The 12849-nt window shown below is 70.5% G+C and carries 8 protein-coding genes; 3 read left to right on the forward strand and 5 right to left on the reverse strand.

Features of this window, described 5'->3' with window-relative positions; all coding sequences use genetic code 11:
- Both ACFWPJ_RS11515 and ACFWPJ_RS11520 read right to left on the reverse strand, forming a co-directional pair.
- Positions 1 to 6121 (reverse strand): amino acid adenylation domain-containing protein (locus tag ACFWPJ_RS11515; protein ID WP_378849824.1); only part of this gene is annotated, 6121 nt, incomplete at its 3' end.
- A 254-nt stretch (positions 6122 to 6375) separates the two neighbouring features.
- A complete protein-coding gene (locus ACFWPJ_RS11520; RefSeq protein WP_378849826.1) occupies positions 6376 to 7245 on the reverse strand; it encodes a M23 family metallopeptidase in 870 nt (289 codons plus the stop codon).
- A gap of 267 nt (positions 7246 to 7512) precedes the next feature.
- Between ACFWPJ_RS11520 and ACFWPJ_RS11525 the strand changes: the two genes are divergently transcribed.
- Together ACFWPJ_RS11525 and ACFWPJ_RS11530 are read left to right on the forward strand one after the other, a co-directional pair.
- Positions 7513 to 8544, forward strand: a complete 1032-nt coding sequence (locus ACFWPJ_RS11525) for a nitronate monooxygenase (RefSeq protein WP_378849828.1) — start codon at positions 7513 to 7515, stop codon at positions 8542 to 8544.
- A gap of 83 nt (positions 8545 to 8627) precedes the next feature.
- The gene (locus ACFWPJ_RS11530; protein ID WP_378849829.1) at positions 8628 to 9020 is read left to right on the forward strand and encodes an SCO5389 family protein; all 393 of its coding nucleotides are present in this window, start codon (positions 8628 to 8630) and stop codon (positions 9018 to 9020) included.
- 121 nt (positions 9021 to 9141) lie between these two features.
- On the opposite strand, the gene ACFWPJ_RS11535 is transcribed toward ACFWPJ_RS11530, so the two are convergent.
- The 3 genes from ACFWPJ_RS11535 to ACFWPJ_RS11545 form a co-directional block, all read right to left on the reverse strand.
- Positions 9142 to 10779, reverse strand: a complete 1638-nt coding sequence (locus ACFWPJ_RS11535; RefSeq protein WP_378849831.1) for a long-chain fatty acid--CoA ligase — start codon at positions 10777 to 10779, stop codon at positions 9142 to 9144.
- Between the two features lie 130 nt (positions 10780 to 10909).
- Complete coding sequence (locus ACFWPJ_RS11540) at positions 10910 to 11278, reverse strand: ArsR/SmtB family transcription factor (RefSeq protein WP_378849833.1); 369 nt, start codon at positions 11276 to 11278, stop codon at positions 10910 to 10912.
- A gap of 111 nt (positions 11279 to 11389) precedes the next feature.
- Positions 11390 to 11992: a TetR/AcrR family transcriptional regulator gene (locus tag ACFWPJ_RS11545; RefSeq protein ID WP_378849835.1), complete on the reverse strand. Its 603-nt coding sequence runs from the start codon at positions 11990 to 11992 to the stop codon at positions 11390 to 11392.
- Positions 11993 to 12063: 71 nt separating this feature from the next.
- Between ACFWPJ_RS11545 and ACFWPJ_RS11550 the strand changes: the two genes are divergently transcribed.
- Positions 12064 to 12849: acyl-CoA dehydrogenase family protein (locus ACFWPJ_RS11550; protein ID WP_378849837.1), on the forward strand; the 786-nt coding region annotated here is incomplete at its 3' end.

A 12849-nucleotide genomic window follows, 5' to 3' on the forward strand; every position in this document is an offset into this window, starting at 1 on the left:
CTCGGGCGGGGCCTTGGGGTTTGTGGGTGGTGCCCGAACGCCGGGCCTGAAGCACGGCCAGCGCCGCGTGCACGACCATGAACAGCGTCGACTTATGTTCGCGCGCAATGTGGTTCAGCTGCGCGTGCACCTCGGCGGGCAGTCGCAACTCGGTGGTCGCACCGCGCAGGGTGGGCACCGCGGGACGCGGCCGGTCCTGCGGCAGCTCGAGCAGCGGCGGGACACCGGCCAGCTGGGTCTGCCAGTAGTCGAGCTGCGCGGCGGCGACCGAGCCCGGCTCGTCGTCCGCGCCGACGACCGCGCGCTGCCACAGCGCGAAGTCGGCGTACTGCACCGACAGCGGCGTCCAGGCCGGGGCCTGCTGCCCGGCGCGCGAGACGTAGGCGGTCATCAGGTCACGCGCCAGCGGGGCCAGCGACGCGCCATCGGCGGAGATGTGGTGCACGACGAAGACGAGCAGCCCGTCGGCGGTCGAGCCGTCGGTCAGCAGCCGCGCCCGTACCGGCACCTCGCGGGTCACATCGAAGCCGGCCGCCGCCAGTTCGGCGGCCCTGCCGAGCACATCGGTGGGGGTCTCGACCTCGAGACCGTTCGGCAGCACCTCGGCCACCGGCACGATCTCCTGGACCGGTGCGCCCTCGATCGCCCCGCCCCTGATGACCGGGCCACCAGGCGTGCCGTCGTTCAATAGCGCGTCAGCACCGGCGGCGGCCCCGCCTCCGGCGACTCGGCCTCCCGGCGTGCCGTCGTCCGACAACGCGTCAGCACCGGCGGCAGCCCCGCCCCCGGCGACTCGCCCTCCGGGCGCACTGTCGTCCGACAACGCGTCAGCACCGGCGGCGCGAGCAGACGCGGTGGTGCCGACCGATACCGGGAAGCGGGTTCGCAGCGATTCGTGCCTGCCGAGCACATCGAGCACCGCGGCATCGAGCGCTGTGACGTCGAGCGCGCCGGTCAGCCGGATGGCGAACGGGATGTTGTAGGAGCCCGAGGCCGGGTCGAGCTGGTTGAGCACCCACATGCGCTGCTGGGCCAGCGACAGCGGAATCCGTTGTGGCCGTTCGGCGGCGACCAGAGCGGACCGGGCGGACGCACCGCCCGCCGCGCCGATCCTGGCGGCCAGCGCGGTCACGGTGGGCGCCTCGAACAGGTCGCGAATCGTGACCTCGGCGTCGAGTGCCTCGTTGATCCTCGCGATGGCGCGGGTGGCCATCAGCGAGTTGCCGCCGAGGGCGAAGTAGTCGTCGTCGGCGCCGACGCGGGCCATCCCGAGCAGCTCGGCGTAGACGCCCGCCACGATCTCCTCGGTCGGGGTGGCCGGCGCGCGGAACTCGCCCGCGATGAAGGTCGGCGCTGGCAGCGCCTTGCGGTCGAGCTTGCCGCTGGGGTTGAGCGGGAACGCCTCCAGCGCGACCAGCGCGGCCGGAATCATGTACGCGGGCAACGACTCACCGATGGCGGCGAGCAGCGGCGCCTGCTCGATCCGCTCACCCGGCTTGGGCACCACGTAGGCGACCAGCTGCTCACCGGCGGGCGAATCGGCCACGATCGCGACGGCCTGGCTCACGGCGGGCTGGGCGAGCAGCGCGGTCTCGATCTCGCCGAGCTCGATGCGCTGGCCACGGAACTTCACCTGGAAGTCGGTGCGGCCCAGGTATTCCAGGACGTGGGTATCGGCGGTGGGCGTGCGCCACACCACCAGGTCACCGGTGCGGTACATCCGCGCGCCGGGCGCGAAGGGGTTGGCCACGAAGCGATCCGAGGTGAGGTCGGGCCGGGCGACGTACCCGCGCGCGAGCTGATCGCCCGCAAGATACAGCTCGCCGACCACGCCGGACGGCACCGGACGCAACCGCGAATCCAGCACGTACACCTGGGTGTTCCACTGCGGCACACCGATCGGCACCGAGCCACGATCGGTCTCGCCCGCGGGCCAGTAGGTCACCGACACGGCGGCCTCGGTCGGGCCGTAGAGGTTGTGCACCTGTGCCGGGGACACCGCGCGCAACGCCTCGACCGTCTCCGGCGGCAGCGCCTCACCGATCGCGAACACGTCGCGCAGGGTGGGGATGGCGCCCGGGGTGGTGTGCGCGGCGAACACGGTCAGCATCGACGGCACGAAGTCGGTCATCGTGACGCCCTGCGCCGCGATGGTTTCGGCGATGTAGGCCGGATCGCGATGCCCGTCGTGGGTGGCCACGACCAGCTTCGCGCCGCTGCGCAGCGGCATGAAGTAACCCCACAGCGACACGTCGAACGTGGTCGCGGTCTTCTGCAGGTACACATCGCCGGGGCCCAGCGGGTACTCGGCGAGCATCCACGCGATCTGGTTGTCGATCGCCTGATGCGACACCGCGACACCCTTCGGGCGCCCGGTGGAACCCGAGGTGAAGATGACGTAGGCAGGGTGCTGCGGCAGCACCGGTCGGATGAGCTCGGAAGCGCTCAGCGGCGCACCCGAGAAGCCTTCCAGCGCAACGGTATCCATGGTGATCACCGGCGTGGCGGCAGGCACCTCGACCGCGTCGGCGGTGGTGGTCAGCACGCACACCGGCTGCGCGGTATCGAGGATGTGGGCGATCCGCTCGGCCGGATGATCCGGATCCAGCGGCACATAGGCGCCACCCGCGGTGACGATCGCGTACATGCCGACAACGAGGTCGAGCGACCGGCGCACAGCCAGCCCGACCAGCGACTCCGCACCGACCCCGCGCTGCACCAGCAGCCGGGCCAGCCGGTTCACCCGCTCGTCGAACTCGCGGTAGGTCAGCTCGGCGCCCTCGTAGGACAGCGCGACCGCATCGGGATGCGCGGCGACCGTGGCCCGGTAGCCGTCGAGCAGCAGCGCGGGCGCGAGCTCGTGCCGGGTGTCGTTCCACCGCTCCAGGATTCGCGTGCGTTCGACCGGCTCCAGCAGCTCGATCGCGCCGACCGGGCGAGCCGGATCGGCCACCACTTCCGACAGCAGCCGCACCAGACGGTCGGCGAAACCGGCGACGGTGGCCTCGTCGAACAGGTCGCTGGCGTAGGTGAACGCCGCCGACACACCGCTCGCCACGCCGTCGGTCTCCAGCGGAACCAGGGTGAGTTCGAGATCGAACTTCGCGAACGGCACGGCCAGATCGACGCCGGAGACGGTCAGACCCGGCAGCCGCAGCTCGGTGCCCGCCAGGTTCTGGAAGGTGAGCATCACCTGGAACAGCGGGTGCCTGGCCATCGACCTGGCGGGATCGAGCAGCTCGACCAGCCGCTCGAACGGCACGTCGGCGTGGCCGAAGGCGGCCACGTCGGTACCGCGGACCGTGCCGAGCAGCTCGTCGAAGCTGCGCGCGGGGTCGACCTCGGTGCGTAGCACCAGGGTGTTGACGAACATGCCGATCACGTCGTCGAGGACCGCTTCGCCACGGCCCGCGACCGGGGTGCCGACGGCGATGTCGGTGGTGCCCGACAGGCGCGCCAGCAGCACGGCCAGCGCCGCGTGCACCACCATGAACAGCGTCGAATTGTGTTCGCGGGACAGCCGATCCAGCGCGGCGTGCACCTCGGCGTCGATCCGGAAGTCGTAGCTCGCGCCGCGGTTGGTCATCGCCGCGGGACGCGGGCGGTCGGCGGGCAGGTCCAATTGCTCTGGCAGCCCGGACAATTCGTCGCGCCAGAAGGAGATCTGCTGCGCCAGCAGCGAATCCGGGTCGGATTCGGCGCCGAGCGTGGCCCGCTGCCAGAGGGTGAAGTCGGCGTACTGCACCGGCAGCTGGTGCCAGTGCGGCGCGTTGCCGCGCAGCCGGTCGGAGTAGGCGGCGATCAGGTCGCGGGTCAGCGGCGCCATCGAGAAACCGTCGGCGGCGATGTGGTGCACCACGCACAGCAGCACGTGTTCCTCGGCGCCGAGGCGGAACAGCCGCACCCGCACCGGCGGCGCGACCGCGACATCGAACCCGGCAACGGCCTGCTCGGCGATCAGCTGCGGCAGTTGCTCCGCCGTCGCGTCGACCACCTCCAGCAGCGGGACCGCGCGCGGATCGCTCACCGGCAGCACCAGCTGCACGGCGTCGCCGTCGATCTCCGGGTAGATGGTGCGCAGCACCTCGTGGCGGGAGACCAGGTCGGTCACCGCGGCACGCATCGCGGCCAGATCCAGCGTGCCGGACAGCCGGACCGGCAGCGGAATGTTGTTGGCGCCGCTGGCCGGATCGAAACGGTTCAGGAACCACATCCGCTGCTGCGCGTATGACAGCGGGATCTGCTCGGGACGGTCCTGCGCGGTCAGCGGGTTACCGGTGCCCGCGCCCACATGCGACTCGACCCGGGCGGCCAGCGCCGACACCGTCGACGCCTCGAACACCAGCTGCACGGGCACCCTGGCGTCGAGCGCGGTACCGATCCTGGCCACGGCCTGGGCGGCCAGCAGCGAGTTGCCGCCGAGCTCGAAGAAGTCGTCGTCGGCGCCGACCCGGTGCTTGTCGTCGTCACCCGGCACCAGCAGCGCCGCGAACACCTGCGCGACGATCTCCTCGATCGGCGTGCTCGGCGCGCGGAACTCGCGGGCGGTGAAGGTGGGCTCCGGCAACGCTTTTCGATCGAGCTTGCCGACCGGCGTCAGCGGGATCTCGTCGAGCAGCATGATCGCCGCGGGCACCATGTACGCGGGCAGCAGGCCCGACAGGTGGTGGGCGAGGTCGGCCGGGGTCACCGCGGCGCCCGCGCGGGGCAGCACGTAGGAGACCAGCGAGGTCACGCCGTTGGTCAGCGTGCGGCCGAGGGTGGCCGCGAAGTCGACGTCGGCGTGCGTGGTGAGCGCGTTGTCGATCTCGCCGAGCTCGATGCGCAGGCCGCGGATCTTGACCTGGAAGTCCGAGCGCCCCAGGTACTCGAACGCACCGGAGGTGTTGCGGCGCACCAGGTCACCGGTGCGGTACAGGCGTCCGCCCGGCGCGCCCGCGTCGGCGCCGAACGGATTGGCCACGAAGCGTTCCGTGGTCAGCGCCGGGCGGTCGAGATAGCCCTGCGCGAGCGCGGGTCCGGCCAGGTACAGCTCGCCGACCACGCCCGCGGGGACCGGGCGCAGGCGCGCGTCGAGCACGAAGGCCGCGACGCCGGGAATCACCGAACCCAGCGTCACCGGCTCGCCCGCGGTCATCTCGCCGGTGGTCACCATGACGGTGGCCTCGGTGGGCCCGTAGGCGTTGAACACCGAACGGTCGGCGCCGGCCCAGCGATCCACCAGTTCGGGGCCGAGCTTGTCACCACCGGTGACGACGACGCGCACGCTGTCGACCGCGGTGGCGTCCACCGACTCGAGCGCGCCGGGCGTGATCAGCAGGTGCGAGACCTGTTCACGGCGGACGAGATCGGCGAGTTCGTCGCCACCGAACACGGTCGGCGGGACGACAACCAGAGTCGCGCCCGCGGTGAAGGTGAACAGCATCTCCATCAGGGAGAAGTCGAAGCTGGGCGAGCTCAGGTGGGTCACCCGCGACTCGGCGGTGATCCGGTACTGCCTGCCCACCGCGGCCATCGTCGACAGGCCGGCCTGGGTCACCACGACGCCCTTGGGCAGGCCGGTGGAGCCGGAGGTGTAGATGACATAGGCCGGGTGGCGCTCGTCGAGCGTGCGCACCCGGTCGCTGTAGGAGATGGCGTGCGCCGGCTGTGCGGCGACGGCCGCCGCCACCGCGGGGTCGTCGAGTTCGAGCCAGGTCGTCGAGTGGCCGAGGCCGGGACGGTGCGCGGCGGTGGTCACGCCGAGCACGGCGCGGGAGTCGGTGACGATGTGGGCGATGCGCTCGGCCGGATAGGCCGGGTCGATCGGCACGTAGGCCGCGCCCGACTTCGCCACCGCCCAGACGCTGAGCACCGACTCGATCGAGCGGGTGATAGCGACGGCCACGATGTCACCGGGGCCGACACCGCGGGCGATCAGCTCCCTGGCCAGGCGCGATGACTCCTCGTCGAGCGCGCGGTAGGTGAGTTCACGCTGGTCGGCGGGCTCGCCGGTGGGGTTGAACCGGATGGCGACAGCATCGGCGGCCGACTCGACCGCCCCGGTCAGCAACTGCCCGAAAGTCGGACTGCTCGACCGGCGACGGCGGTTACCGCGGGCAGAACGGCGGGCAGTTTCCATTCGGGTTCATTCACCTCTCATCGAGCCTGGACGCGCGAACGGCCGCCCCGTGCAGATCGAGCCATCATATCGAGCGCGACGTACCGACCGAATTTCGCGCCGACAGCCCCAAATTCCCGGGCCCCGGGTACTAGGGCCTTGAGGAGTATCGGCCCAGCGCCAAGCGGTGTTGCCGGATCACACAGCAAAGTGACGGGGCTCATACCGAACCACCGTCACCAGGCTTTCACGGACGAATCCGCACTAACTAACTCTCAGTGCGAGGAGGGGCCCCACTCCATCGGAACACCCTTGGACGCGAGGTACGGCAGCGGGTCCATCTTGCCGCCGCCCTGATCCCAGATCTCGAGGTGCAGGTGCGGGCCGGTGGACTGGCCGCGGTTGCCGACGGTCGCGATGACATCGCCCGCGTTGACCCGCTGGCCCTGGCTGACGAGCATCTCGTTGACGTGGCCGTAGACGGCGGTGGTGCCGTCGTCCTGGAGCACCCGCACCCACAGGCCGAAGCCCGAGGCCGGACCCGCCTCGATGACGGTGCCGCTGGACACGGAGTGGATCGGGGCGCCGAGGGTGTCGGCGAAGTCGAGGCCGTAGTGCATGGCACCCCAGCGGGCGCCGTAGCCGGAGCTGATCGGGCCTGCGACCGGCCGGGCGGCCTGCGGCGGCGCGACCTGGTGCTGGATGCCCTGGATGATGTCCTCGACCTGCGCGAGCGGGCCGGCGATCTCGGGCGGTAGGTTGCCGATGCCGAACGGCGCGGCCACGGGGGCGGCGATCGGCGCGGCGACCGCGTCGACCTGCACGGGCGCGTCGGCGGCCGGCGCGGCGACCTGCTTGGCGGCGACCAGGCTGATCTCGGCGGCCTCGCGAGCGGAATCGGAGACGACGGATTCCTCGACGTCGTCGTTGTGCGTCGGCAGCAGCGGGGCCGCGTAGGCGATCGCCGGGGCGATCGAGGCGGCGGTGCCGACCAGGGCGCCCGCGGCGACCGCGGCGCTGGCGGCGACCCGCACCCGATCGGTACGCGACGGTTCGGCGCGGTGCCGGCTCGGGCGCCCGGCGCCTCCGTCACCCAGCAGGGTCTTGACGGAGATGGATTCGGGGCCCACACGGTGCTGCGACAAAGTTTCGTCCTAGCGTCCGACAACAAGGAAAACGAAACCGGCTTGCGACCGGCCCGGAATCCGCCTGGGCGGTTCCCGCCACCGAACTGTGTGTAACGGTTCGGCATCCGTTGTGACGGGAACTCTACTCGGTCGTGACCATTCCGCAACCTTCGATCTCGAATTCGCAGGTGAGAGGCCTGTAGCACAGTAACGATACCGTTGCCGACCGGGTCACACGCGCCGTCAGCGCGCCCTGCCGGGGCGCCGACCGGACAGACTCGGGGGATGGTGATCGAGAGTTTGCGTGTCCCCATCGTCGCCGCGCCCATGGCAGGCGGCCCGTCCACCCCGGAGTTGGTGGTCGCCGTCTCGAACGCGGGCGGGTTCGGCCAACTGGCCGCCGGCTACCTCGCCGCGGACGCGATGGCCGACCAGATCGCGGCGACCAGGGCCGCGACCACCGCCCCCTTCGGCATGAACCTGTTCGCGCCCGGTCCGGTCGCCGAGCCCGCGACCTACGCCGCCTACCTCGCCGAGCTGGGCGCCGACTTCCCGCTCGGCTCCCCCACACACGACACCGACGGCTGGGCCGACAAGCTCGACCTGCTGGTGGCTGATCCGGTCGCGGTGGTGTCGACGACCTTCGGCTGTCCCACCGCGGTCGAGGTCGACCGGCTGCACGCGGTCGGCACGGAGGTGTGGGTGACGGTCACCTCGCCCGCCGAGGCACTGATCGCCATCGACGCCGGTGCCGACGCCCTCATCGCGCAGGGCGCCGAGGCGGGCGGGCACCGGGCGAGCTTCCTCGACGATCCGGCCGACGACGCCGTCGACCCGCCCGGCCTGCTGACCCTGATCCAGTTGCTCACCGCCGTCACCGACCGCCCGATCATCGCGGCGGGCGGCATCGCCACCGGCGCGGGTCTGGCCGCCGTGCTCGCCGCGGGCGCGGCCGCCGCGCAGCTCGGCACCGCGCTGCTGCGCTGCCCGGAGGCCGGGACCAACGCCGTGCATCGCGGCGCGATCGGGTCGGCGGAACCGACCATGCTGACGCGCGCCTTCACCGGACGACGCGCACGCGGAATCCGCAACCGTTTTCTCACCGAGCACACCGCGACCGCGCCCGCCGCCTACCCCGAAATTCACTACGCCACAGCACCGTTGCGCGCCGCGGGCCGGGCCGCCGGCAACCCCGACGATGTGAATCTGTGGGCGGGGCAAGCGCATTCACTGACCACCGAGCTACCGGTAGGCGAACTGGTCGGCAACCTGTACGCCGACGCGAAACACGCTCTCCGGAAGGCACTTTCAGTGTGAATCCAGGGTTATTGACAACGGATTTCGTTTAGACTGGAATAGGCATCGCATCCCGCCGACCACCACCAAGCAGGAGGAGCGCCATGTCCCTCGATGTTCCCGCAGCACTGCTCGAGCGCGCCGAACAGGGCGATATCGATGACGCAGAATTCGTCGAATGCGTCCGCACGTCACTGCCTTACGCCTGGGAAGTGGTGAGCCGGGTAGCCGGTGAGCTGCGGGAAGGCACCGAGGAATACGCCGACAACCGGGTACCGCCGCCGGACGAGGTCGCCCGCGGCCAGCTGCTGCGTGCCCTGGCCTCCGACGCCATTCGCGGCGGGCTGGAACGGCACTTCGGCGTGAAACTCGCCTTCCAGAACTGCCACCGGGTCGCCGCTTTCCCGCTCTCGGCGGTCGGCGGCGAGACCTACACCCGCTACATCAGCCCGCGGGCCCAGCTCCTCAACCAGAGCCCGGAACTCCGGAACTGTTGAGCACCAGCGCTTCTCCTCGATAACTGAATATCGACAACTGCATCGCACAACAGAATCCGACAACTGAATGAAAACGGCGGGCGTGGAAGCCAGTCCACGCCCGCCCGCCCGACCCGGGCGGTCACCCCCCCGGCGTCCCGGCCCGCGCGCCCGCGGCGGGCGGGGCGCGCCCGCGCTTCTTGTCGAACTTGCCGACACTGGTCTTGGGCACCTCGGCGATGAAGGTCCAGCGCTCCGGCAGCTGCCACTTGGCGAACTTGTCGGCCAGGAAGTCACGCAGCTCGACGGGCTGGGTGGTGGCGCCTTCGACGAGCACGATGGCCACCAGCGGGCGCTCGTCCCACTTCTCGTCCGGCACACCGATCACGGCGGCCTCGGCGACCGACGGGTGGCCCATCACGGCGTTCTCCAGATCCACCGAGGAGATCCACTCGCCACCGGACTTGATGACGTCCTTGGAGCGGTCGACCAGGGTGAGGTAACCGTCGGGGCTGATCTTGCCGACGTCGCCGGTGCGCAGCCAGCCGTCGTCGAACTTGTCCGGGTCGATCTCGGCACCGGTCGGCGAGTAGTAGGAACCGGTGATCCAGGCGCCGCGGACCTCGAGCTCGCCGAGCGACTCGCCGTCGTTGGGAACGACCTTGCCGTCGTCACCGACGAGCCTGGCCTCGACATTGGCCGGGAAGCGGCCCTGGGTGTAGCGGTAGGCCCAGGCCTCCTCGCCCTCGGCACCGGCGGGCGCGTGCGCGACGCTGCCCAGCGGGGAGGTCTCGGTCATGCCCCACGCGTGCAGGATGCGCACGCCGTGCTTCTCCTCGAACGCGCGCATCATGGCGGGCGGCACCGCGGAGCCACCGACGACGGCGGTGCGCAGGTGCGAGATGTCCTGCGGCTTCGCGGCCAGGCCGGCCAGCACGCCGCCCCAGATGGTCGGCACCGCGGCGGCGAAGGTCGGCTTCTCGGCGGCCATCATCTCCAGCAGCGGACCCGGCTGCAGGAAGCGGTCCGGCATCAGGATGTTCGCGCCCGACATCAGCGCCGCGTACGGCAGGCCCCACGCGTTGGCGTGGAACAGCGGCACGATCGCGAGCACGTAGTCCGAGCCTTGGAAACCCATGCCGTTGGGCGAGTTCACCTGCATGGCGTGCAGCCAGTTGGAGCGATGCGAGTAGACGACGCCCTTCGGGTCGCCGGTGGTGCCGGAGGTGTAACACATCGCGGCAGCGGAACGCTCGTCGACGACCGGGAAGTCGAAGTCGGCGGGCTGGCTGTCGAGAAGCTCGCGGTAGGAGTGCACCCGCACGCCCTCGGGTGCGGTCAGCGCGGACGCGTCACCGTTGACGACGATCACGTGCTTGACCGTCTTCAGGTTCGGCAGGTACTGCGCGAACAGCGGCACCAACGTGCCGTCGACGAGGACGACCTGGTCCTCGGCGTGGTTGGCGACGAAGACCAGCTGCTCCGGGAACAAGCGGATGTTGAGCGCGTGCAGCACCGAGCCCATCGCGGGCACCGCGATGTAGGCCACCATGTGCTCGTTGTTGTTCCACATGAAGGTGCCGACACGGTCGCCCTCTTCGATGCCGAGTCCGCGCAGCGCGTTGGCCAACCGGGCGGCGTCGGCGCCGAGCTCGCGGTAGGTCATGGTGCGCACCCCGTCGCCGGTCCAGGTGGACACGGTCGAATTGCCCTGGAAGGTGGCGGCATAGTTGAGCAGCTTGGCCAGCGACAGCTGGTCGTCCTGCATGGTGCTCAGCATCGATAACTCCTTCGGTCCCGCCGCGGCATGAGCCACGTCACACCGGATGCTACCGAAAAGAGACCAAGCGGCAATTGTTTCCCAGAGCAATTTTTCCTGGTGAACAGCGTGTTCACCGACAGCGCTCTTGCTACCGATGCGGCGGCTCCGCGCCAGGCCCGCGATGATGCGCGGGCACACCGGGACCCGCGTGTTCGGCGTTGTGCACCGCGTCGACGACCAGTCTGCGGACGTGGTCGTTCTCCAGGCTGTAGTAGATCGTGGTGCCCTCCCGCCGGGTCCGCACCAGCCGTGCCATCCGCAGTTTGGCCAGATGCTGCGACACCGACGGGCCGGGCTTGCCGACCTCGGTGGCGAGGTCGTTCACCGACAATTCACGGTCGGCCAGGGCCCACAGCACCTGAACCCGGGTGGGGTCGGCGAGCATCCGGAACACCTCGACGACCAGTCCCACCTGGTCTTCGGCCAGAGGAGCGTGCGGCCGCTGGTCTGCGTTCATGCGCAGATACTAAGGCGCCGGATATGCGCTGAGCGTTCACACGTTGCACGAATGGTCGCGATGTCGACCGCTCGGCGAAAGAATGTGCGATCTGCGCAGTGCTCGGCCGACCTATCGCCCCAGGGCGACGTCGGCGAGCGCGGTCCAATCGGCGAGCACCTGTTTGCGGCGGACCCGGTCGCGGCCGACCATCTCGTCGAGGGTGGCGCCGCGGACCAGGTTGACGGTGAGCCAGAAAGCGCTCTCCAGCCGCTCGCGGGCGATGTCGGCGTCGATCAGCCCGGCACAGCGGTCGAGCAGCTCCACCGTCAGATCGTGCTGCACGCGCAGCATTTCGCGGCGCAGCGGCGGGTCGTTGGCGATGCCGACGTAGAGCTCCACCGAGGCGCGGCCGAGCTGGCCCGCGAATGTCGCGGTGACCAGCTCCACCAGTACCGCACCCGCCGTCGTGTCGGCGGGCAGGGCTTTCGCCTTGCGCTGCATGGCTTCTCGCTGACGCTCGGTGAGGTGGCCGATGGTCTGGGCGAACAGTTCGCTCCTGGTGTGGAACTGGTGCAGCTGCGCGCCGCGGGTGACCCCGGCCCTGGCGGTGATGTCGGCGATCGAGGCGCCCGCGTAGCCGACCTCGGCGAGGCTCTCGATCGCGGCGTCGAGCAGCAGCGTCCGGGTCCGCAGACTCTTCTCCTGATGCTTGTTCGGTGGCAACGCAGACATCGTCCCAGTATAGGGCCTGAAAATTCCGTGCTGCCTTGCACGCAATTCAGTGCTGGACGTACTGTGTCGACATGGCTGTTGACCGAATGCTGCCCACCGACGAGGCGCGCGAGCTGATCGAGCTGACCCGCGACATCGCCGACAAGGTGCTCGAGCCGCGGGTCGCCGAGAGCGAGAAGACCGGCGTCTTCCCCGACGGCGTCTTCCCCGCGCTCGGCGCGGCCGGGCTGCTGAGCCTGCCGTACCCGGAGGAGTTCGGCGGCGGCGCGCAGCCCTACGAGGTGTACCTGCAGGTGCTGGAGGAACTGGCGAGCCACTGGGCCGCCGTCGCGGTCGCGGTGAGCGTGCACGGCCTGTCCTGCCATCCGCTGTTCACCTTCGGCACCGACGAGCAGAAGCAGCAGTGGCTGGCGGGCATGCTCTCCGGCGAAACCGTCGGCGCCTACAGCCTTTCCGAGGCGCACGCCGGTTCCGACGCGGCCGCGTTGCGCTGCCGGGCCACCCCCGTCGAGGGCGGCTACCGGCTCAACGGCACCAAAGCCTGGATCACCAACGGCGGCCGCGCCGACTTCTACACCCTGTTCGCCCGCACCGGCGAGGGCTCGCGCGGCATCTCCTGCTTCCTGGTCCCCGCCGACACCGCGGGCCTGAGCTTCGGCAAGCCCGAGGAGAAGATGGGCCTGCGCGGCATCCCCACCACCACCGCCGCCTACGACGACGCCTTCCTGCCCGCCGAGCGCCGCATCGGCGACGAGGGCCAGGGCCTGTCGATCGCGTTCAGCGCGCAGGACGCGGGCCGCCTCGCCATCGCCGCCGTCGCCACCGGCGTGCCCCAGCGCGCGCTGGACGAGCGCGTC

The sequence above is a fragment of the Nocardia sp. NPDC058497 genome, assembly GCF_042720195.1.
Classification (GTDB): domain Bacteria; phylum Actinomycetota; class Actinomycetes; order Mycobacteriales; family Mycobacteriaceae; genus Nocardia.

Coding starts and splice junctions, on each gene's coding strand:
- ACFWPJ_RS11525 (WP_378849828.1), top strand. CDS start 7,513: ATGGTGATCGAGAGTTTGCGTGTCCCCATCGTCGCCGCGCCCATGGCA.
- ACFWPJ_RS11530 (WP_378849829.1), top strand. CDS start 8,628: ATGTCCCTCGATGTTCCCGCAGCACTGCTCGAGCGCGCCGAACAGGGC.
- ACFWPJ_RS11535 (WP_378849831.1), bottom strand. CDS start 10,779: ATGCTGAGCACCATGCAGGACGACCAGCTGTCGCTGGCCAAGCTGCTC.
- ACFWPJ_RS11540 (WP_378849833.1), bottom strand. CDS start 11,278: ATGAACGCAGACCAGCGGCCGCACGCTCCTCTGGCCGAAGACCAGGTG.
- ACFWPJ_RS11545 (WP_378849835.1), bottom strand. CDS start 11,992: ATGTCTGCGTTGCCACCGAACAAGCATCAGGAGAAGAGTCTGCGGACC.